The sequence below is a fragment of the Vibrio sp. R-1 genome (assembly GCF_035615595.1).
GTDB lineage: Bacteria > Pseudomonadota > Gammaproteobacteria > Enterobacterales > Vibrionaceae > Vibrio > Vibrio cholerae.
The window spans coordinates 21,075-43,275 of sequence record NZ_WPDC01000017.1 but is presented as its reverse complement, the minus strand read 5'-3'; the positions used below and the strand labels follow the sequence as shown (position 1 = coordinate 43,275).

25 protein-coding genes and 1 pseudogene are annotated in these 22,201 nt (G+C 47.5%); 25 read left to right on the top strand and 1 reads right to left on the bottom strand.

Annotated features, from left to right (window positions below):
* The first annotated feature begins 85 nt into the window (after positions 1-85).
* The 25 genes from GOU96_RS06025 (at position 86) to GOU96_RS05905 (ending at position 20,423) form a co-directional block, all read left to right on the top strand.
* On the top strand, positions 86-1,840 hold the full coding sequence (locus GOU96_RS06025; protein WP_032470221.1) for a MotA/TolQ/ExbB proton channel family protein: 1,755 nt from the start codon (positions 86-88) through the stop codon (positions 1,838-1,840).
* Positions 1,841-1,842: 2 nt separating this feature from the next.
* Entirely contained in the window at positions 1,843-2,550 is a 708-nt protein-coding gene (locus tag GOU96_RS06020) for an OmpA family protein (protein ID WP_000413035.1), read from the top strand.
* Positions 2,547-3,665 carry an HNH endonuclease gene (locus GOU96_RS06015; RefSeq protein WP_005524963.1) on the top strand — a complete coding sequence of 373 codons (1,119 nt, stop codon included), beginning with the start codon at positions 2,547-2,549 and terminating at the stop codon, positions 3,663-3,665. The genes GOU96_RS06020 and GOU96_RS06015 overlap by 4 nt, the downstream gene beginning before the upstream one ends.
* A 131-nt stretch (positions 3,666-3,796) precedes the next feature.
* A complete protein-coding gene (locus GOU96_RS06010) occupies positions 3,797-4,108 on the top strand; it encodes a phage holin family protein (protein WP_001128531.1) in 312 nt (103 codons plus the stop codon).
* Positions 4,109-4,176: 68 nt separating this feature from the next.
* Positions 4,177-4,695 carry a glycoside hydrolase family 108 protein gene (locus GOU96_RS06005; protein ID WP_267782555.1) on the top strand — a complete coding sequence of 173 codons (519 nt, stop codon included), beginning with the start codon at positions 4,177-4,179 and terminating at the stop codon, positions 4,693-4,695.
* A 9-nt stretch (positions 4,696-4,704) separates the two neighbouring features.
* Positions 4,705-4,863 carry a hypothetical protein gene (locus GOU96_RS06000; RefSeq protein ID WP_267782558.1) on the top strand — a complete coding sequence of 53 codons (159 nt, stop codon included), beginning with the start codon at positions 4,705-4,707 and terminating at the stop codon, positions 4,861-4,863.
* Between the two features lie 4 nt (positions 4,864-4,867).
* A complete protein-coding gene (locus GOU96_RS05995; RefSeq protein ID WP_001007095.1) occupies positions 4,868-5,044 on the top strand; it encodes a hypothetical protein in 177 nt (58 codons plus the stop codon).
* A 94-nt stretch (positions 5,045-5,138) separates the two neighbouring features.
* The gene (locus GOU96_RS05990) at positions 5,139-5,360 is read left to right on the top strand and encodes a hypothetical protein (protein WP_000835322.1); all 222 of its coding nucleotides are present in this window, start codon (positions 5,139-5,141) and stop codon (positions 5,358-5,360) included.
* A gap of 2 nt (positions 5,361-5,362) precedes the next feature.
* Complete coding sequence (locus GOU96_RS05985) at positions 5,363-5,941, top strand: hypothetical protein (RefSeq protein WP_071186990.1); 579 nt, start codon at positions 5,363-5,365, stop codon at positions 5,939-5,941.
* A gap of 11 nt (positions 5,942-5,952) precedes the next feature.
* Entirely contained in the window at positions 5,953-6,213 is a 261-nt protein-coding gene (locus GOU96_RS05980; protein ID WP_071187004.1) for a hypothetical protein, read from the top strand.
* Between the two features lie 117 nt (positions 6,214-6,330).
* Positions 6,331-7,335, top strand: coding sequence for an ATPase (locus GOU96_RS05975; RefSeq protein WP_267782564.1), 1,005 nt, complete (start codon positions 6,331-6,333; stop codon positions 7,333-7,335).
* 62 nt (positions 7,336-7,397) lie between these two features.
* The gene (locus GOU96_RS05970; protein ID WP_000207893.1) at positions 7,398-8,603 is read left to right on the top strand and encodes a DUF4043 family protein; all 1,206 of its coding nucleotides are present in this window, start codon (positions 7,398-7,400) and stop codon (positions 8,601-8,603) included.
* A 14-nt stretch (positions 8,604-8,617) separates the two neighbouring features.
* Complete coding sequence (locus GOU96_RS05965; protein WP_061050733.1) at positions 8,618-8,998, top strand: hypothetical protein; 381 nt, start codon at positions 8,618-8,620, stop codon at positions 8,996-8,998.
* A gap of 57 nt (positions 8,999-9,055) precedes the next feature.
* The gene (locus tag GOU96_RS05960; RefSeq protein WP_267782678.1) at positions 9,056-9,520 is read left to right on the top strand and encodes a hypothetical protein; all 465 of its coding nucleotides are present in this window, start codon (positions 9,056-9,058) and stop codon (positions 9,518-9,520) included.
* Between the two features lie 2 nt (positions 9,521-9,522).
* A complete protein-coding gene (locus tag GOU96_RS05955) occupies positions 9,523-10,122 on the top strand; it encodes a hypothetical protein (protein ID WP_148506732.1) in 600 nt (199 codons plus the stop codon).
* On the top strand, positions 10,122-10,751 hold the full coding sequence (locus GOU96_RS05950) for a DUF6682 family protein (protein WP_000117292.1): 630 nt from the start codon (positions 10,122-10,124) through the stop codon (positions 10,749-10,751). Before GOU96_RS05955 ends, GOU96_RS05950 begins: the two co-directional genes overlap by 1 nt.
* Positions 10,751-13,270: a right-handed parallel beta-helix repeat-containing protein gene (locus tag GOU96_RS05945; RefSeq protein WP_267782674.1), complete on the top strand. Its 2,520-nt coding sequence runs from the start codon at positions 10,751-10,753 to the stop codon at positions 13,268-13,270. Before GOU96_RS05950 ends, GOU96_RS05945 begins: the two co-directional genes overlap by 1 nt.
* A gap of 72 nt (positions 13,271-13,342) precedes the next feature.
* Positions 13,343-14,950, top strand: coding sequence for a hypothetical protein (locus GOU96_RS05940; RefSeq protein WP_267782671.1), 1,608 nt, complete (start codon positions 13,343-13,345; stop codon positions 14,948-14,950).
* Positions 14,950-16,926: a phage tail tip fiber protein gene (locus GOU96_RS05935; protein WP_267782669.1), complete on the top strand. Its 1,977-nt coding sequence runs from the start codon at positions 14,950-14,952 to the stop codon at positions 16,924-16,926. Before GOU96_RS05940 ends, GOU96_RS05935 begins: the two co-directional genes overlap by 1 nt.
* Positions 16,927-16,930: 4 nt before the next feature.
* Positions 16,931-17,293 carry a hypothetical protein gene (locus tag GOU96_RS05930; RefSeq protein WP_054104109.1) on the top strand — a complete coding sequence of 121 codons (363 nt, stop codon included), beginning with the start codon at positions 16,931-16,933 and terminating at the stop codon, positions 17,291-17,293.
* 40 nt (positions 17,294-17,333) lie between these two features.
* On the top strand, positions 17,334-17,675 hold the full coding sequence (locus tag GOU96_RS05925; protein WP_148518024.1) for a hypothetical protein: 342 nt from the start codon (positions 17,334-17,336) through the stop codon (positions 17,673-17,675).
* Positions 17,675-18,325 (top strand): hypothetical protein, encoded by a 651-nt coding sequence (locus tag GOU96_RS05920; RefSeq protein WP_267782665.1) that lies wholly within the window; start codon positions 17,675-17,677, stop codon positions 18,323-18,325. The genes GOU96_RS05925 and GOU96_RS05920 overlap by 1 nt, the downstream gene beginning before the upstream one ends.
* 3 nt (positions 18,326-18,328) lie before the next feature.
* Positions 18,329-18,706: a hypothetical protein gene (locus tag GOU96_RS05915; protein WP_267782663.1), complete on the top strand. Its 378-nt coding sequence runs from the start codon at positions 18,329-18,331 to the stop codon at positions 18,704-18,706.
* Between the two features lie 2 nt (positions 18,707-18,708).
* Positions 18,709-18,969, top strand: coding sequence for a hypothetical protein (locus GOU96_RS05910; RefSeq protein ID WP_000331793.1), 261 nt, complete (start codon positions 18,709-18,711; stop codon positions 18,967-18,969).
* The gene (locus tag GOU96_RS05905) at positions 18,969-20,423 is read left to right on the top strand and encodes an ATPase (protein WP_267782661.1); all 1,455 of its coding nucleotides are present in this window, start codon (positions 18,969-18,971) and stop codon (positions 20,421-20,423) included. Before GOU96_RS05910 ends, GOU96_RS05905 begins: the two co-directional genes overlap by 1 nt.
* Positions 20,424-20,643: 220 nt before the next feature.
* Here GOU96_RS05905 and GOU96_RS05900 read toward each other — a convergent pair.
* Positions 20,644-21,564, bottom strand: a pseudogene (locus GOU96_RS05900) (IS5 family transposase).
* Positions 21,565-22,201 lie beyond the last annotated feature (637 nt).

Genomic DNA, 22,201 nt, shown 5'->3' with positions numbered 1-22,201 from the left:
ATCTAAGCATTTAAGGTATAGCGTGCCACATATCTTTGATTTAGAATTTTGTTCCTCGTCACCATATACAACAAGTTTTTAAGCAATGACAAACGCATTGGCAAGCTTTATAGCATCATACTCCGCAGCAGCAATTTCAGACGCATTTATTATTCTCATTGTACTTCTTTTGGTTTTGTCGACGGCATTGGCTTACAAAGGGAAAGCACCAAGATTTACCTCAAGTACGACAAACATTTTAACATCACTTGGTATCCTTGGTACTTTTGCTGGAATAGTTGTCGGCTTAATGGAGTTCAATCCGTCGAATATTGATGAAAGCATAGAGTCTCTATTAGCAGGTCTTAAAACTGCTTTCTTGACAAGCCTCGTGGGCATGGCGGCTTCAATACTATACAAAGCTTTCTTAGGCTTGATTTCACAGAAAGAGAAAGAAGTTATAAAAAGTGTTGGGCCTGAGGAAATCTATTCCGTTATGTCTGCACAACTGAACTCGTCACAAGAACTGTTGACAGCGATAAAAGGGGATGAGGACTCATCATTGACATCGCAGATAAAAAATCTCCGGATTGACATTAATGATGGACAAAAGTCTATGAATCGTTATTTGGAGCAAGCAGCCATAGACAGTAGCAATTTTCAAAGCAAACTGTGGCAGAAGATGGATGAGTTTGGTGACCTTTTATCAAAATCAGCAACAGAACAAGTTATTAACGCTTTGAAAGAAGTAATAGTTGAGTTTAATGACAAATTGACAGAACAGTTTGGTGAAAACTTCAAGCGTTTAGATGAGTCCGTCAAGAAGCTAGTTGACTGGCAAGAAAATTACAAAGCACAGCTAGCAGATATGGCAATCAAATATCAGATGGGAGTTGATGCCATTTCATTTACTGAAAAATCGGTTGCAAGTATTAGTGAACGTACAGAAGCGATCCCAGCAACGATGGAAAAACTACAACAAGTGATGGAGTTTGGTCACGAGCAAGTTATTGAGCTTGAACATAGATTAGAAGCTTTCAAAGATCTTCGTGATAAAGCGATTGAAGCAATGCCTCAAATTCGTGAACAGATGGATAATACCATGTCGGTTATCTCTGAATCTGTTCAAGCCGCATCAAGCCACTACGTAGCAATGCTGCATGAGTCGCAAAACATAATCGAGCAATTTACTTCAACTGCGAATCAAAGTGTTGAACATCTACGCATGAATTTAGAAACTGGTGCTGAAAAGGTATCCCAACAGCTAATTGAAAGCTCACATACTTTAAGTGGCAAACTAGCAGAAGCGTCATTAGATATTCAGGAACAAGTCGGTACTGCCACTGGTGGTTTAAGCAATGTTACGAGTCACTTGACTGATACAACAGAACAGATCCGCCAACATCTTGAAGATTCCATCACTGAGCTAAATGGTCAATTACGTGTACTTGTTGCGGACATCAAAGATGATGCTCGTGAAACAGGTAAAGTTTTGAAGGATGCGAATCAAGAACTAATCATTAGTACGAAAGAGGTTCAATCTGAAATGACTTCGGCTACCACTAAGCTACATGAACGCTTGGAAACAACGTTGGATGAAATATTCAAGGTACAAGCTCAAGCAGTGCGTAGAACATTCGATAGTCTTGAAGATCAGATTACACAATCGGTAAGTAAAACAGGCAGTGCAGTCGAAAAGCAGGTTGAAATTCTAGATCTACAGATGCAACAAGAAATTAATAGAACCATGAATGAAATGGGAGAGGCTCTGGCAACAATCACCCAGCAATTTACTAGAGATTACCAAAAGCTGGTCAGAGAAATGTCAAACGTGGTCAATGCAAGTAGAGCTGCAGTGTAATCATGGAAAAATTATTTGGTGTTTCTAAAACTGCCGAACAAGGTGGTGAACATTGGATGTCAGTATCAGATCTCATGGCTGGTTTGATGATGGTTTTCCTCTTTATATCTGTAGCTTTAATGCGAGATGCAGTGGTTGAACGTGACAAAATAAAAGATGTTGCTGAAGCTTATCAAAAAACTCAACATGCGATTTATGTTTCACTATTAGACGAATTTTCCAAAGATCTTGAAAAGTGGGGAGCGGAGATAGATAGAGATACGCTAAGTGTAAATTTTACAGCTCCTGAAGTGCTTTTTGCTAATGGTAAAGCTGATTTGACGCAGCAATTTCAAATCATTCTCAATGACTTTTTTCCTCGTTATCTTGAAGTCCTTGAACAGTATAAGCCAACAATTCAAGAAATTAAGATTGAAGGGCATACCTCTAGTCGTTGGAACCATGATTCAAGCGATTATGAAGCCTATTTCAATAATATGGGATTGTCTCAGTCACGTACGCGTGCTGTTCTTAGCTATGTTATGGCTATTGATAAAGTGAGAATAAATCATTACGGATGGGTAAAGAATAACGTTGCTGCTGTTGGTTATTCATCATCGAAAGCAGTTATTAAAAATGGTTTAGAAGATGAAAAACGCTCCCGTAGAGTATCGTTTCGAGTGATCACAAATGCGGAGGCACAGATCTTGAAAATACTGGGGGCAGAATGAAGTTAATTCTCAATCTACTCTCTCTGAAAAATGCTATCGCCGAAATGAAGCCTGATGAAAAAGGCATATTCGCGTGGGTACGCGAAGTCACACCGATAAATAAGATTGATTATGAGTTAGCACAAGGTAAGGATGTCGAACTCAAAGATGTTGATATTGATTCGGGGCTGCTCAGTTACAAAGGTAGACAGGTTCTTTTATATATAAAGGATCATGGTTCAATGACTCAATCTGCAATTAATATTCCATATTCAGGTAATAAATTCCATGTTGCAGATTGTTCAGCCTTGAAGAAAATGAGATCTAAAGGACGATTTGAAAGGTACGTTGCAACTAATGATACCTCAGGAGAGTTTTTGATTTCTGGAGATGGAATTGAAGGAAAAGCGATATTGAGAGTCTGCAAAAGTTGTCTCAGTGCTTTGAACTATAGAGGGTGGTCTACAGGTGAAGAACGTAACAAAATACTGAATAATTTTAGCATGACAGAGTTCTTTTCAACCTACAGTTCCTTTTTTCCTCACATGCCTTCAAGGATTGCTGAAACAGCGGAAAGCGGCTACCCAAGTGATTGGGCCAAAATATCTTCTCATTATAGAGTTGAGAAAAATTTTGAATGTGAACAATGCGGCGTGAACATGCGTTCTCATAGAGCACTTTTACATGTTCATCATATAAATGGTGTTAAATCTGACAATAGGCCTTCGAATTTAAAAGCACTTTGTATTGATTGTCATAGTAAACAGCCTATGCATGAACATATGACTCTGAGTCATCGTGAGCGCCAAACTATTAATGATTTGCGTAAGCAACAAGGCCTTTTAGATAGATTAATGACATGGAAAGAATTGTTCGATTATGCTGATCCCGGTTTACACGGCGTTATACATGCATGTAGAGATGCTGGTTTAAAATTACCTGTGGTTAATTATTTAGTAAAAGATAGCTCTGGTAAATTAGCCGCTCATCTGGAGTTAGCATGGCCGAAACATAAGTTTGGTATTGCTATATCAGAAAATGATATTAATGATGCTAGGAGTAATGGTTGGAGTGTTGTTGGAATGAATGAGTTTTTAGATGGCTACAAGTTACAGTCTTATAACCTCAAATTCTAAAGATGGTAACTCTTGAGTTTCCCTCCAATTTGCGGTAGATTTTCCAACAATACCAAAGCTGCCTCCGGGCAGCTTTTTTGTTTCTGGGCCCTGCCATTGGCGGGGTTTTTTATTGGCTGTCGGGAGTTGAGATGCCATTGAAAGAGCCGGAGAGCTGGACCCAACTCCAATCCATAGGCCTTGCGCTGATGGCGATTTGGGGAGGGCTGGTGACTTACATCATCGATATTCGCAAAAAGAATCGTCCCTTTCGTTGGGTAGAAGCGCTGATGCAAATCATCGTCTCTGGATTTGCGGGCGCATTGTGTGCTTTGGCCGCAATGTACTTTGAATGGCCGCAAGAATTGGCGGGGTTTGCTTGTGGTATCAGTGGTTACGCTGGCTCGCGGATCCTTGCCATTTTTGAGCGCAAATTTATTAGCTCTATCTCAAATCAGCCTTAAACGCCGAATGCTTTGTATTGCCCTCACATGCTTGGTTGGATGTGGGGGCTTTTTATTGGAGAAACGTCATGTTTGATGTGGTGTTCGAACGTCTCATGCCCCACGAAGGTGGCTTTCAATGTGACCCCAAAGATCGCGGCAACTGGACGGGAGGACGTGTCGGCGTTGGTGAGCTTAAGGGCACCAATCGTGGTATTGCCGCGATGACTTACCCACATCTTGATATCAAAAACCTCTCTTATGAGCAGGTGAAGGCGATTTACTTCGAGGATTGGTGGCAAGCACTCGGTATGGCGCGTTTTCGTCCGGCGATGCAATACCAACTTTTTGATGCTGCGGTGCAGCATGGTTGGCATCGTGCCGTGAAAATGCTGCAAAACGCAGTGGGTGAAAAGCCTGACGGGATTATCGGCCCGAAGACGCTGTCGGCGACACAAACGATGGATCTCAATGATTTACTAATGCGCTACATCGTCTATCGCATCACGTTTTACACCAAAGTCTCGACCTTCAACGAATACGGACGAGGGTGGATGCGCCGAGTCGCGCAGTGCTTGCTGTTCGCCGCAGTGGATAATGACCTTTAAGGGGAACTTATGGATAAGCTAGGTCTTATTTTGAAAAGCCGCAAAGTGATCCGAGCGTTGGTGGCGTTATTGGCGGCACTGATGCTGTCATTGGGCTACCAGATATCGCCGGAGTTTCAGTCGCTGGTGTCACAGGCGGTATGTGAAGTGATGGTGTGTATCGAGTAACACCATGAACGAGTGGTTATCCCTTTTGATGAGGCTAGTGAATGCGATTTTGGATTCAATTAATCGGTCGCGTAAACAAGCGGCAACCGATTCTCCTAGTGAGCATATTGCTAATGGTGGTCTCGTGCAGCGCAGTGAGAAAACCTTCGCCGATGTGGCCAACCAACCTGACCGTGATTGAGCTCGCTGATGGCGGACTTTGCCTTGACCGAGCTTCGGCAGAAAAGCTTGCCGCATTTAAAGCGGAATTAGAGTCGTTGTAAGCGGGAGTATTGATGAAAAGTATCGCGCATGAACTTACAGTCTTGGTGGATAAATCCAAGCCGTTTCGTTCGTTATTGGTAAAAGCTGAGGTGGGTGGCTCCGTCGAACTGCAATATGAGCTCGATGGTGAGCGGATCACCGCACAAACCTTCACTGCGACAGGTCACTATGAGCTGGTGATCTTGCGTAGCGGGTACCTTGTTCCAAATAATGCCCTCTTTTCCTTGGTGTAAGCATGGTCGATCAACAGCCACTTTGGGTACGCCGAGTCTTGGTGAGCCGCGAACGCTACGCCCCATATTTTGATGGTTTAACGCAATATGCCGTATTGGATAATCCTATGGTTTTCACTGGTGATTTTGATATTTCTATTGAGGCCGAAGGGTTAAGAAACGACAGTTTTCAAGCGCTCTTTTCTGGAGAGACGGTCGATAATTTCTTTCGATTGCTTCAAGGTGGCAGTGGGATCCAGTGCTATATCGGTGGCGCAATTGTCTCTTGGTTGACCAATCAGTTTGATGCGTCTCAGCCTCACCATTACCGGCTGAAACGGGTGGGGTCAGTGGCCTCCATTGGGGTTGATGGCGAATGGAAAGTCAGCCGTGAAGGTATTCAAACGCCGCTCACCGTCACTCGTATGATGCGCTCTTGGACCACCTCACTTTTCACAAGAGGGCAGATCCGCGAGCTCATCATTCAAGGGGCGGTGTATCCCTTGGATCAGAAAGAGAGTGCCATTCAAAGAAGCCAGCCAGATAACGGCAATTCGCTGACCATTATCAACCATACCAAAGCGATGTGGAGACGGGTGTGAGCCTCTATCAGATGTATGCTTTTCTTTCGCTGCCCGAGTGGCAAATGCGTTTTATATCCCGATTTCCTGATGCGGTTGAGGTTCAGGGCTATAAGCTGGCGGTGTTTTTAAATACAGAAAAGGAGGTGCTGATGCTTCAGGCGAGCCAAGTAGTCGAACTGGAAGCGAGCGCCATTATCACCGCACTGGCCACACAAAATCACGCCTGCATGATCTGTGATTACGCTGCCGCCATGCAGGTTTGCCAGCATTTCGAGTCCAGCGAGCAATAGTCCCCATGAGTATTCAGTGCCGAGCCTTGTGCTCGGCTTTGTTGTTTTTGTCGCTAAGCGTTTTTTCGAGAGCGCTTAACCGCACAGACAGCGACACGTCTAATCAAAGGAGTCACCATGAATACCCATCAAGACACGATTGCCGTCACTGGTAATGAAACATTGGAAGAGCTGGAAGCTTTGTTGGAATCGATGGAAGCGGAAGAAAGTCGCCCAACAGTCGAGAAGGAACAAGGCGCTGACGAGCGCCTTGTTCCCTCTTCACAATCGCAAAGTGTGGAAGGTTTAGACGGCGATACCGATGCAGCCTCGCCAACTGCAGAGCCTAACGCAAAGCCAGACGGTATTCTCGCCAAAGACCAAAAGCACATTATCCCGATGGAGGTGCTCGAGCGAGAGCGGCAAGAAAAAGCTCAGCTTCGCCAAGAGCTTGAAGAGTTAAAAGCGCATTCAGCGCAGCTTGAAAAAGCGCAGCGCATGATTGATGTGCGTAACAAACAACTCGAGGAATTGGGCGTTGCGCCGGCTGACTTACCTGAAGATGTCACCATTGATGAAAAAAAACTTGCTGCGTTACAGGAGGATTACCCCGAGCTCGCCCCTTTCTTTTTGGCTATGAATAACAAAATTGAGGCGTTGGTTTCTAGCGGCACGGTGGCGGCCTCGACCACATCACCGGAGACTGAAAGCGCCGCGCCAGTGGACAACGCTGAGTTGACGACGGCGCTACAAGCAAACGCGGATCTGCAGTTGTGGATGAGTGAAGGTGGGGCGCGTTGGAATGCCGCGCAGCAAATTGATGACCATTTGGCTTCAAGTTCTGAATGGACGAATCGAAGCTACGCCGAGCGATTTGAAGAGGTCAGTAAGCGGGTACGACAGGCATTTGGTGATGAACCTAAATTGTCAGCCCAAGAGGCTCTGAGCGCGGCGCAAGAAGCAAGCCGTAAAGCGAAAAACGCTTTGCCTGCGTCACCGAGTGAGCTTGGCAATACTCATCGCACGGGGGATTCCGATCTGATGAACCGGGTACAGAGTGCTAATCACGAAGAGTTGGGTAAATTGTTTGACTCTCTCAGTGAAGCGCAAATCGAGCAACTGCTTTATAACGCTGGATTCTAAACCCGTTTTTCAAACACTAAGCCTCAGCTGACACGCTGGGGCTTTTTTATTGGAGTGAAAGTATGACAACCATTACTGACGGCGTGAAGTTACAGGAAACCGCGCTGTTCAAAGCGACCCTGCGCAATCGCTCGTTTACCAATATGTTGACCGAAGATGCGCCGCAGAGTGTAACCAGTAATAAAAAAGGCAATGAGCAAACCTCACCTCATGCTCCGATTGTCCGCTGCGCCGACTTAAGTAAATCGGCAGGGGATGAGGTAGAAATGCAGATTGTGCATGGTTTGACGAAAAAGCCGACCATGGGCGATCGCCGAATTGCCGGACGGGGTGAAAGTTTAGAGTTCGCGGACTTCTCACTGAAAATCAACCAAGGCCGCCATCAAGTGGATTCTGGCGGTAAGATGACGCAGCAAAAGACTCGCCATCCACTGCGTAAACTCACTCGAGCTTTACTGCCGGATTACGTGAATACGCTGCAAGATCAGGTTACGACAGTGCACCTTGCCGGAGCGCGGGGGGATTATGCGACCGATGACATCATTGTGCCTTTAGAAAGTGATACTGAGTTTGCCGAGATCATGGTCAATGATGTCTTGCCGCCAACGTATGATCGCCACTTCTTTGGGGGCGATGCGACCTCCTTTGAAGGGCTCGATGCGGCGGATATTTTCTCGATTGAAACATTGGATAATATCGGTCTCTACCTTGAAGAGATGCCTCATCCACTGCAGCCAATCCGTTTTAATGACGACAAGATGGCGGGCGATGAGCCCTTCTATTTACTGAGTGTTACCCCACGTCAATGGAGTGACTTCTATACCTCAACCTCAGGTAAAGATTGGCAAAACCTCACTGCGAATGCGATTTCCCGATCGCGTAACTTTAATCATCCGGTGTTTCGTGGCGACTGTCTGATGCGGGGCAATATCTTGGTACGCAAATACAAAGGCATGCCGATCCGTTTTAATCCTGGTTCTGTTGTCTCGATTTCCAATAACGATAAAGCAGCCAGTGTGCGTCAAGTCAATGCGGCCACCACCATAGATCGCGCCATGTTACTCGGCGGGCAGGCGTTGGCATACGCATGGGGAAAAACGCAAGGTGGCCAATCCTTCCGTTATCACGAGGAAGATGTGGATGCGGGTAACCGTACCGAAGTCACGGTGTATTGGATGAATGGCTCCAAGAAAATTCGCTTTAAAGACAAAACGGGGCGCGTGAACGATCACGGGGTGATTGCGCTCGATACGGCTGTGAACCTGTAGTGGAGTAAATGTGAATGACTCATCGACAAAGTGAAACCTTTAACAACCGCGTCTACGTTGGGGCGCATGGCAATTTATCGCTTGAAGAAGGAAAACTCAGCGCCAAAAACACGCCTATCGACACGATATTTGCCGTCTTGGAGCTGCCGATTGGCTTAAAGCTGACGGGGGTACGTCTGGTGACCAATGGGCTTGGAGCCTCGGTCAGCGTCGATATCAAAGTCAACGATATCGCCCTAGCGCTTGGGGAAGCGGTCGCCAATAAAGTCGCGAAGCAGATCCCTATCAAGCCCGTGTACCTCAAAGAAAAGGGCATCCTGAATGTCACCATTAAAGGTGGTGTCGCCACAGGTGAGCTTCTCATCTTGCCGGAGTACGTCAACGTTGGGTATTAAGCCCAGCCACTGTAGAGAGGGAGGCCAAGAGCCTCCTTTGATTTTTGGGAGAGAGTGATGACGCATAAAATTGCTGTGGTCTATATCGGGCCTAAGCCAAAGAAAAAAGACACGGTCGCTGGCTCTAGGCTGGTGTTTCCGCGCCATAAGCCGGTGTTGGTTGAACAAGATTTGGCTTATCAGCTACTGGATTTTCCGAGCGTATGGATAACGGAAGAGGAGTTAGAGGGTCATCTGAAGCTTCTGGATGAAAAGGCCCAAGCGATGGCTCATCAACGGGCAGCGCAAGAAGCAATGCAGGAGGCGGAAGAAAAAGCGGCGTCCATGGTTGTCATGCTAAATGGTGAGGAGTTGGATCTCGATAAGCTCAACTCAGCCAAGTTAAAGACGCTGATCGCTGCTAATGAACTCGATATAGCACCCAAAGGCGCGCAGGAAGAGGTGACAGAGTTTCGAGTACGAGTGCGCGATTATCTGCGTCGCATGAGTGAAGAGAGTGAACCGACAAACCTCGCGGAGTGATTATGGAAACCGTCGCTATCGAACAGTTTGTGCCTACCCTTCGGCAATTGGTCAATGTCGCACTTGCGCCATTACTGCACAGTGCTTTGCTGCAAGCTGGGCAAGAGTTTTGCCGAGAAAGTGGTCTTGTGCGTTACACGAGAACAATCGACAGGGTTAGTGCGCACCAAGTGGTCGCGATTGTGGGTAGCTCTGAGTTGAATTCACCGAGTGTTGGTCGGTACACCACCGCTGAGTTGATGGCGGTGGTGGATGATAAAGGCTTGGCATTAATCAAAGGTATTGATTATCTGCAAACCAGTCGTGATGAGCTGCGCTTTCTAAGGGAGGGGAAAGATCTTTTCATCCACTGTGCGATAGAGCCGCAACGTGACTCACAGACCTTACCCAAAGTGCTTTGGGATGAGTATGGCCAAGCGATCTGTTATGGCGCAGCCCATTGTCTGATGTTGCAACCCGATAGTGATTGGCACAATCCATCGCTGGGTCGTGAGTATCGAACGTGGTTTGTTGAGGCGATCCGCTGCGCTAAGCGTTTTGGCTTAGAAACGGGTCAACAACAGGTCTTTACCAATCCGGTACGTCAACGGGAGTTCTTCTGATGAGCGTCACCATTAAAGGGCTTATTGATCGCGTTGCGCGCGATCTCATCGATGTTCGACATGTGCGCTGGTCGCGCCCTGAGTTGATGGACTTTGTGAATGATGCCATTTCAGCCATGGTGATTCGCCGGCCTGATTTATCTCGAACAACGGCGATGATCGAATCAAGTTCTTATCAGGTCAGTCTACCGGCGGATGCCTATCAAATTTTGGCGGTCAACCACATCAATCAACAGGCAGCGCAGTTTGTGAATATTCATAAACTCAATCAACTCTATCCAGAGTGGCGTAAAACCGCAGGGGTACCTGTTTGTTGGACGCGTAATGAGCTTGATGAAACCACCCTGTTTTTATACCCGTCGCCTCAAGCACCAGTCAATGTAGAGCTGGTTTACTCACGCACGTTACAAGTGGCGAGCGAAAGCGATGCCTTTCCACTGCCTGAGATCTATTTAGGGGTAGTGTCGGATTTTGTGATGTACCGAGCCTATAACAAAGATTCGCAAAATCCCGCGGAAGGCCAAAAAGCTCAGTTGCATTTACAAGCCTTTGCCACCGCGTTGGGCGATAAGACGGCCACCGATAATGCTAAGGCGCAGATGATCCTGAGCAGTGAAGGGGCACGTTAATGAGTTCGCCGTCGATGGAAGCACTGGTGAAAACGATTGATGCGCTCGAGAAATCCACCGCAGAGCTGGTGGATCTATACACTCAAGCGCTCTTTGGTGTGGATTCGAGTGCCCATGTGCTCAGTAGTAACGTCAACGCGAAAGCGCTGCAAGTGGCTGAGAATGCTCTCATCACGACGGCGAAAGCAAGAGAAGCGGCGCTATCGGCGCACATTGCCACCGAACAAGCTTCACGCTCTGCGCTGCATGCCGACCGCTCTGAAGCGGCGTCGCAGATTGCGGTGATTCATGTTTCGCACTTAAAAGCGCTGCCGACCTATGAGCTGACTGACGGGAAACAGTTTTCTGTCGCGGGGTTTTATGCGGGGAGTTATGCCGGTGGCGGCTTCTTTGTGTTCGATAGTGAGCGAGATTTCTCGGATCATAATGGCGCAGAGGTCATAGCACTGGATGCACTAAAAGCTTGGGATGGCGAAGAGCAGACGGTAAACACATTTTTAAGTTGGTCGGGTGTAGGTCAAGGTTGCTTTGTGCAAATCGGTACGCAAACGCTGTATGCCAGCCAGTTTGTGACAGATCCCAATGATCCCGTCTCTGTCTATCGAGGACTCGATAGGCTCAATAAGCAGGTGACCCACGGCTCAATCATTTATCTGGATAGGCCGATGGTTGCGCCGAGTTCTGCACTCATCATCGACAAAAATCAGGTCAAAGTGATTGGTGGAGCCCTGACTCGAACGCTTGGCGCGACCGAATACCCATTTTGGGTTGGTCGCGCAGATACCCAAGTCGACGGAGTCACTTTTATTGGTCTTTCCTTGACAGGTGAGCGAGAGGACAGCAATCCGCAGTGGGGTAAGCAAGGGGTATATATTCGTCGGGCCACCAATACGGCGTTTATCGGCTGTCAGTTTAAAAAAGTGGGGGATGCCGCAATTCGACTGGCCGCGTCTCTCTCTAGCCATACGGTGGAGGGCGCTTTAGAGTCGCGAACCGACGGGGTTCAGTTGATTGGTTGCGTCTTTGAAGATTGTACGCAGGTAACCACCAATAACACGGGTGCGCAGAGTGTGATTTTCAGTGGCAGTGTGCTGCGGCGCATTGGCTCGGTGAAGTTCACACAAAGAAATTTAGTCAAAGGCAAACCCAGTCTGCTCATCGGCTGCTTATTTGATGATGTGTCAAAAATTGTCGAGGTACAGGGTGGGGGCAATGTAGAGATAGTCAATTGCTCTGGGACAGCAGAAATGCTGATTGCCGCTTACCCAAACGCTTCCACCTTTGTGACGGGACAACCTATTCCTTACGGCAATATCCAAATTCGCGGGGGCAGCTTTGTATTGAGCTGCCCCTCTGGGAACGCCTGTTATCTGGAAACCCTCGACTCTCCCAGTGGGGAAAGAGTGGTTAACTACGGCTCAGTAGCCATTTTAGGTGCGAAGCTCACGTCGTTAAATCCTCAAGCTCGATTGCTGCGTGCACACACCAATCCTTCGGTCACGGCCTCAATGCATCCCAATATTCGCGTGGATGGATGCCAACTGAATAACTTTCTTGGTGATGGATTGGTCAGTGTGAGTCACAGCGTGGTGGATGAGTGGTCGCTAGAGATAGCGAATAACCAGTGGGATGAGGTGAATCGCGTGTTGGTGGCCGAATTGAGAAGCGGTGGAGCTTGGTCCATCGATCTCTCCAATAACCGCGGCAAAGTTCGTCTAGGGTCCCACAGTATCGCTCGTGCTGCTTTGGGGCGATTACTCAAAGTTCATCGTAATCGCTTGGAATGCAGCTCGAATGAGGGCAACAGTTTTGCCTTCTTTGATATGGCGTTCTTCGCGTTTGCCTTGGAATTGACCGAAAACGAGCTAGATGTTTCCCAGTATTGGCGACCTGTTTGCGCCTCATTTGCCCAGCCCAGCACTTCGGGATGCACCCTGAAAATGGGAGGGAATAAGCTTTATCTACCTGCCTTGGGGGCAGAAGGTACGCTGCCAAGACCAGTGTATGTCAGTGCTGGATCGGGGATAGGTTGGCAGGGCGTTTTACAATGTTACCCAAGTTATGTGTTTGGAGAGGGGCGCAAACTCAGGGCGGAAACGGCCAGTGGCCTCAGTTTTTCGGTGATTGAATTTGAGTACCTCTGGGTGGGTAAAGAGTCGAGCCGCCGATTACTGAAAAGAGTCTTTGCGGAAAACATCGCAGGCGTCAGTGGTGCTTGGCGAGTCGTTGAGGTGTACAGCGATGGCGTGGTGAGAAGCCATGGCCGGCACCAAAACCAAACCTCCAATGATTTTAACCTTTACTTTCCCTTTTCTGGGTCGACTTTACTGGCTGAGCCATTCGCGCCGCAGATCATCCCTGAAGAGCCTTGCTTACCTTATTTTGTGCAGCCGATCAGTAATGGGTTGGTCGTCAGATTTATGAATTTAGCGGGTCAAGGCGTTTCGCCATGGTTTCGTTATTCGGTGGAATACAAGGTGAGTCTGAATGAGCTCGCGAACTGGACCGGCGGCAGTTAATGCAGAAAGAGAGATTGAGTCATTTTCCGATGCGGTCTGTGGCCGTAGGGTTTGTTTTTTTAAGGGGAGCGTATGCGTATTGAGATCTCGACAATGAAAGGTGAAATACCTCGCCTTGAGTCTCATCTATTGCCAAACGAAGCGGCTTCTCTGGCGTTTGACTGCACTTATGAGCGTGGCGTGGTTGCGCCGATGCGCTCAGATCAAGAGCATGGCACCTTGGCGACTCTGTCACCGGTCACGCTGTTTTATTATGCACACTCACATTGGTTTACCTTCACTCAACGCGTGAGTGTGATTGCTAATCCGATGGCGCAAGATGCTTATCAACGAGTCTATTGGACAGGGCAAGGTAAACCCAAGGTGACCGCACAAGATATTGCGGTTACACAAGGTCAAATGCCAGCCGCGTGGTATGACTTAGGTGTGCCAAGACCTATGGGTAAGCCCGTTGTGATTAAGGTCGATGCGACGACCGGCGACAATCCCCCTGAGGGCGAGTTACCCGCCTACGATGATGAAGACAGACTCTATATTCAAACCTACGTGACACGCTTTGGGGAAGAAGGGGCACCGGGTTTGCCGAGTGTCCCTGTACTGATTGAGAAACCCGGCTCGACGGTGACGGTGCAACTCGCGCCAATGTCTGTCAACACACACAATATCACTCACACTCGCTTGTATCGTTCGGTATCTGCAAGCGGAGTTGGGGATTATTTACTGGTCGCTGAGCTTCCCATCAGCCAAACCGAGTACTTAGATTCGGCACGCAATGTCAATGGACCACCGCTTGAAACATGGGACTACGATATGCCCGATGCCAATATGCAGGGACTGTGCACAATGGCGAATGGCATTTGCGCCGGCTTTGCGGGTAACGAGGTGATGTTCTCTGAAGCCTATTTGCCCTATGCGTGGAGTAAGAGTCATCGTGGTGTTACGGATGACGATATTGTGGCCATCGCTCCGATTGAAACGTCACTGGTTGTAGTCACTAAAGGCAAACCATACCTCTTTTCTGGTGTCACACCGAGTATGGTTACCAGCATGCGCCTTAATGTTGAGCAAGCGTGTGTGAGTGCCCCCTCCTTGGTCGTTATAAACGGGATGGCGATGTATGCCTCGTCGGATGGCCTAGTCGCGATTTCGGGAACGAGTGCGACTGTCATCACCGAAGGCATTATGGATAGAGAGAGTTGGCAGAATTTCATGCCAACGACGATCAAAGCGTGGGTTGCTGAAGGTCAATATATCGCTCAATACCAAGGCGGAGCGTTTATTTTTGACCCAAGTACGCACAGCCTGACACGTTTATCGAATACTTGGGATAGTGCATTTCACTACTTGCATGACGATACGTTATTCATTGCTAAGGGCAATACGCTTAACGCTTGGCAACGAGGCCATCAACCGGTCACCATGACATGGCAAACCAAAGCTTTCCTTATTCCTCAGCACGCCTTTTTGACTTGCGCTCGCCTTGAAGCGAAAGCGCCTGAACGTTTAAGGGTAACGGTCATCGTCGATGGTGAGGTGATTTTCAGGCTGGAACAGGGCGAGCTCACTCACGCGCCATTTCGGTTGCCAGCAGTACGCGGCAGCCGATGGCAAATCAAGGTAGAAGGGACCAGTCAGGTCGAGCGGATTGTCATGGCAGATAGCCTCTCGGAGTTGTACTGATGGCAAAGCGATCGCCTTTTCGGGCAGGACGTTCACTGGAGGCGTTGTACGAAAACGTCGAAATTTTAACTGGGCAACGTGGCGATGGTCGTTACCGAGCGGTGACCGAAAAAGAGGTAGTTACGCTCAATGCGAAAAACGCGCAATCGAATGTGAGTCAAAATAGCGAATCTTCATCGAGTTTGGTTCAAGTCCCGCATGCACCCCACCACGTGCAAGCCTTTGGTGGGTTTACTGCCATCTTAGTACAATGGGATACGCCACAATTTAGAGGATTTGCATACGCTGAAGTATGGCGGGCAAATCACAATGACTTTTCTCAAGCGGTAGTCGTGGCGACAACGCCGGCTAATGTGTTTTCTGATGTGGTCAATGCAGGGAGCCGATTCTATTACTGGGTTCGCTTCATCAATACGAAGAATTTTGCGGGACCTTACCATGGTGTAAACGGGATACTGGGTGAAACCTCGCAAAACATTGGTCAAGTGATTGATGAGCTGGCCGAGCAGCTAAAACAATCCGAGCTTATTCAACTCTTGCAACAAGAGATAAGCGCTAAAGCGCCACAGACTTTGCTGGAACAACTGGATAGTGAGCTGGCGGCTTCTGGAGAGCTGATCGCGCAAATCCAGCGCCAATTGAAAAGTGCGACAGAAACCTTCGCGGCTCAAGTGACTCAGCTTCATGCATCTTCAGTGGCAAGAGATGAGGCGCAAGCCGCGTTGAATGAAGCGAAACTTCTTGATGTCTCAACGGTGTTTGCAAATGCAGATCAAGCATTAGCCGAGCGAGTGAATACGGTTGAGACCACCGCAGGTAACGCCAAGGCCGCCGCGCAAACCAATGCCCAAGCGATAGCGACCATCAATCAAGATGGGAGCGTGGCATTTAAGGCAATGTGGGGAGCGAAAGCGCAAGCGGGCGAGATTAGCGCTGGGATTGGTTTGATTGCTAAGAGCGATGGCACCAGCCAAGTTGCAGTCAGTGCCAGTCAATTCTTTGTCTACGATCCCAATCGGCCCGGAGCCTTAGTGCCGACATTCGCGATTGATAATGGCGCAGTCGTGATCCCCAAAGCGATCATTGAAAAAGCGACTATTCAGATCCTGCAAGCACAAACCATTGTGGCCGATGAAGTGAAGGTGGGAATCGAAATCGCTTCGCCTGTTATTCATACCGGTCAATTGCGAGGTGGTGACGCAGGATTCGGTGCGGGTGGTCCTTATAACGGCTATCACACCTTTATTCACTCAAACGGCCTCTTACAAACCAACAATTTACAGGCCAATAATGGTTATTTTCGTGGCAACATCGAAGGAACCACCATTAATGGTGGTGTGATCAAAGGGGCGACAATTATCGCCAGCACCTTTTATCAATCGGTAGTGCTCTATACCACATTTGGGGATAACGCGACGACCAGCCTCTCTTACCCTTCTGCGTTAGGGGGCGGGTTAGTGGTCACCTCTGAATCGGTTCGTGTGACCTTGCCGGAAACCAGCTACTACAGTGATGGCGCGACCGCTCCGGTGGATTTTTTTCCAGCAGGGGATGTGTCCATTAACACCATGAACCGAGCACGTTACCGCACTATTCCAGATGGAGTATTTAACTTTACGGTGAGGCGGCCAAGAGTGGGGGGCTCTGGTTTTTTACAAATCTTTGTACAGGCCATTAATCTCAGTGGTGGAGTCGTTGCCGAGGCAAGGATTGTCGGAACCGATACCGCCAATGCGGTAGGTACAACCGTAAATGTGGCTGGGGTGAGTTTTGCGCTGACTTATTACCGAGGAGGAAGCAGCGGTTATGCTGTCGAAGAGGCGCACATTGCGAGTCGTCGTTCGCTGTTGGGTTCGGGCTGGACTTACTCTGCTTCTCAATCTTTACGCTTTCGGCTGCGTTTAACATCGCTGCACGATGGTGCGGTGATCGTCAACATGTCGGCCTCTATCAATAATAGTATTGACCCAAGGTGATGGCATGATGGTGACAACTGAAAAAGAGCCATATCGCTTTTACTTCCAAGGCGAAGTGACCGACTGGCACACGTTCAAGGCGGCTTATGATGCCGGAAACATCTCCGATGAACTTTATTATGAGCGATTGGCACTGCGGCAAACGTGGCTTGACGGTCATGAGATCAATGAAAGGGCTTGGGCGCGCGCTGAACTTGCGGCTACCGATTTTATGGAGTTGCCAACGGCGACCTATCAAGGAGAGCGGTTAGTGACATCGCCAAAACTTGCTGAAATGTTGGCCTATCGCGAAGCGGTGCGACGTTACGATTTACGTGAAGAGTCTCGCCCATTGAGACCAACATGGTTTGTCGATGAGTCTTTATAAACTGTCATACGAATCGTGGCGTTCTCGAGTATTGCCGTTGATGGAACAGACCGAGAAGCGCAACCAGCACTGGTTCGCCAAACAAGTGGATGAAGCCCTACTCAATGGTAGGGCTTCGCTGTTTTTGGTGGAGGAGGGATTCTTCGTCCTTGAGCCCAGTTTGGACAATGGTGAAATGCAGGTATGGGTACTGTTTGCTTGGAGCAATAGAAAAGGTGCGTTTAAGCGCCATTTACCGACCGTAGAGCAGTTAGCTAAGCGGGTAAAGGCCAAGAGGTTACTGCTGAATACTGCCGTGAAAGCTTTGCAAGTAAGCCTTATTGACGGTGGGTTTTGTTGTATCGAAACCGGTGATGTTGAGACTTGGTGCAAGGAGATCTAATGGGTGGGAAAAAAGATGGCCGCGTTCAGGAAACCGCGGCGGAAATCGCCGCTTCCCAAGTTGCGGTGAAAGAGTGGAACTTATACAACACAGAGCTCAAAGCGTTTGAAGATATCTTCATACGGCGAGTGAACAACCTTAACTCAGAGGCCAATATGGCCGACGTGAAACAGGCGGCAGATTTAAATTATCAAAGCGAGTACGGCCAAGCGCGAAAGACGGCCACTGAGAATCTTGTTGCCTCCGGTGTTGATCCGAGCTCCGGAACATTTAAAGCAACGTTAAGCCGTTTGGCGACAGACCAAACTCTCGCTCAGGGCGATACCGTAAACCGCGCTCAAGTCAATGAGCAGGACAAGTATGTGGTGGGTAAGCAAGATATCGTCGCTCTCGGTGCTGGTCAGAAAGCCGAAGGCTTGGCTGGTATGGAAGAGACCGCGCGGCTCTCTTTGAAAAAAGCCACAAGCGATGCCGCCACAGCGTTTAACCGACGTAGTGCGAATGCTCAGGCTGTAGGGACGTTGGCTGGGATTGGAACCAGTATGTACATGAACCGTGCCAAGCCAGATACGAGCTTTGTCAATGTCGATACCAAGACACTGAAAGGTCAAGCGGGCATGGATCAGAACTATGTACTCAACAGAGGGTAAGTGATGAGCATTAATGTTTCAGGTTCGGCGGCCAATAACTACGCGAATATCACTCATGCTATGTATCAAGACTGGTTAGAGCGATTTTATCCTCAGCAAAAACAGCTTTTAGAGCAAACACAAAATGGCGAGTTACTGACACAGCAATTTGGCCGCGTGGGAGCCAATTTTTCGAGCGCGCAACAGAGTGCGCGGCTTGCGAATGTTAACCAAATGGCACGTTTTGGGGTTGGGGCAGATACTAACCTTAACGATGACGCCAAGCTCTCTCTAGCGCAGGTGACGGCCAAGAACAGTTTGCGTGAGAACGAGCAAGAGCGTGCGATGAGCGTGCTCAGTGGTGGCGCAAAGGGGAAATTATCACAGCTTAAAGTGGGGTAATCATGGCATACAGTTTATTGAATTTAGGTGCAGATACCCGCAAACGTGCATTGGCAGGGATGCAAGAATCGGCGCAGCGTGAAGAGCAGCGTAATCAAACCAATCAAAGCCTCAAAGACGCGCAGCGTACCAAGCGTTTATCCAGTGTCACCACGGGTGCTGGCATGGGCATGATGGCGGGCATGCAAGCGGGTAGTGTGGGTGGACCCATGGGCGCGGCGATGGGTGCGGCAGCCGGTTTGATTTTAGGGGAGCTTTTCTAATGCAGTTAGATACACGCAGCGCTATTGATGGTGCAATCCGCGGATTTCAGGTCGCAGAAGGTTACTACCAGCGTAAAGCGGATAATGAACGCCAAGCGAAATTGGATGAGCGTAACGAGGCTCGCTATCAAGATGAGCGGTCTAGACTCTCTCAGATTGAAGCCAAGAACGAGCAACGTTATCAAGACGAGAAGGCTTTTCGTCAGGCTGAAACGGAAAAAGCCGATAAACGTTATCAAGATAGCCTTAAACGAGAAAATGAGGATCGCATCCAGCGTGATCGACTACTTGATGTACAGGTTGATGCGCAGAAAAGTGCAAAAGTATTGAGCCAATACCAGCTCAATCAGCAAAAGAAAATGGCTTACATGCAGGAGAATTTGCCGCTAATTCAATCTGGCCTCAAACGTTACATGGAAACCGGAGAACTTGATCCCTTGTTTGAGCAGGAACACATTAAGGGCAGTGCTTACGACCCGCGCCGGTATACACCTCGTGTGGTACAGGCGGCCTTTGATGTCGAATCGACTATGCCTAAAGTGCTTGATGGCTCTATTTCTTACCAAGACTCACAATTCACCAAATCGATGGGCGTGTTGCTTGAGCGTAATGTTAAGCAAGGGATTGGCGATAAAGATCCTGAATCGGGTAAGGTGATTAAGGATAAAGAGTATCTGCGTCATGATTTTGTTGCCGATATTGACCCAAATCGCGAAGGCGATCAGCCGGGCTTGGTGGTCGGTTTGAAAGTCACTTATGAGGATGGCACGACCAAAACCGCGCCAGTAACCGAAAGCCGTTTGGCAGGTAGCCAAGAAGCTGTAAAAGTGATCCCGCTCGATGCGTTAATGAAAGACGTGACGGGCCAAATCCATATGGCTAAGCAGTTTTTTACCAACGAGCACTATGCCAACCTTTTCAATGTGGCAGAGACAAAATCACGCACCGAAATGGATAAGCAGTGGCGAGAGGCGGTGACAGAGCTTGAAAAAGACCGTACTGCAGCGCTGAATGATTTGTTGGATCCCACACCAGAGCAAATTTCCGTGGTTAATGCTCGCTTTGATGAAAGAAAATCGATGATTAATCAAGTGTATGGACGATTAGGTGACAATCAATCCAATCGTGAAGTCGGAAATGCCGCGCAGAAATGGGCAGGCGAAGACCCACAAAAGCGCCAATTCATCACTGAGCTCAGTCAATCCATGAATCTCGCAGAACTGACACCCGAAGCGTTGGAGCATAACTATCAGCGAGTTCTGACAATAAAAGCGAATCACGAAGCCGAATTGAAGAAGCAGCAACAGTTAGAACGATTACGCCAAAGCCAGCAATCTCAAAAAATTTATGAGGATTCAGGGGTGTATGGTGCTGCTCAGCCAACCAATGGTAGTTACAGTCTACTCAATCATCATGAATTATATACAGCTCCGAATGATGCTTTTAAGGCATAGTGTTTGGGATAAATAAGTTATGTATCAGATTATTATCAAATTAATTCTTATAGTGGTTCTATTTATGAAAATTAATTGTCCTAAAGATCATTTCAATTAATACATCTTAAAAACTCTAGCGTATAAAGTGATTTTTTGATTGATAGTGATTTTTCAAATTATTAGAGGCTTTGTTGCGTAATTCGGTCAGAGAACCAAACTGCCTGTAATTGATTAATTCTTATACAACACACTGTGTTTCAGGCATACCAAGCCCTGTAAGCTTGTTCAGCGCTTTAATCATGGCGTAAGTTTCACCAACCTGAGCATTGTAGTTTCTCAGACTTAACCGCCCACCTAACAACTGCTTCACTCGATACATTGCTGTCTCTGTCTGATAGTGAGCGTTTATAATAGCCGTACCGCTTTTTCCATTTATTGTTGGAGCCGTAGAGCTTCTGGCAACCTACCGCTAAATTCCTAGGGCGACCATTCTCCCAGAAGGCTACCCCCTTCTCTTGGAGGGATGAGTGGAATAGCTCGCTTGAACCGTATGGCATCGTGGCAACCCCTTGTGTCATCCATCACCAGATATCTCGATTATTCTTCGGAGTGTTTGCTTGAGCAAATTAGGAAGGACTTCTGCATCGGTAGCATTAGATAAACTCAGTTCTGCCGCAACGATTTCGTGAGTGCTGGTGTCTACCACTAAATGCAACTTTCTCCAGACTTTATGCTTCCCGTCAGTACCATGCATCTTGACCTTCCATTCACCTTCGCCATAAGCGTTGAGACCTGTTGCATCAATGGCTAGATGCTGTACTGCACCTCTAGTCTTTGGTTTAAATGAAACCTCGACTTGCTTAGCTCTTCGACTGATACAACTGTAATGTGGGCAGACTATAGGGACGTTAGCCAATGAAAAAACAGAATCGATAAACCCTTGCAATGCTCTCAACGGCATTGAGAAAACTCGTTTCACCATAAGCGCAGTGATAATGGCTAAGTCGCTGAACTGACGAGGTCTACCTCGTTTATCTTGTTTGCTCTGCTTCCATTGGCGAATGGCTTCTTCATCAATCCAGAAAGTGAGTGAACCACGGTTGATTAAGGTTTTGTTGTACTGTTTCCAGTTCGTTGTTTTGTAGCGAGGTTTCGGCATGAGACTAGGGGGAATTAACTTACTTAGCCGATCAGATCGTAACCGGCTTTGTTGCGTAAAAGAATAATCTACTTCATCTGGGATTCCTCAAGCGGGAACATGCCCATTAATGCCTTATCACTTGGTAGATAGCAGGAATCACCGAAGAATTTTGTTCTGAATTTTGGCTCCGATTCTTTGTGAATTCACTATTACGCAACAAGAGCATCGTAACCTTCTGATTTAGTTCCCTCGAATTACGCAAGAAAGCCCTTTTATAATTAAGTTTTAATTATAATGTAAAAATTAAATTTAAATAACCAAATGATTTTATGCGTTTTTGTTATAACCAAAGTGAAAAATATTTATTTCTTGATTTAATAAATCTGATAAACACGTATTTCTCATAAGTCATCCATAATGTTACAAATAAAACTTTATAATTAAAGTTTTTTTGTGGGTGGTAAACTAAAGTTTAATTTTTGGGTGGCGGGATAGGCGTTTAGTAGTGGCGATTATAATTGAATTATTAAAATTAGTGGTTGATCACAAGCGAAAGTGTCAGAGGTGATAGAAAAAAATATATGATGACACTTTGGCGTATGGTTGCTTAATATTAGATGATGTAAAATAACAATCAGTTAGTTTTTTATTGGGG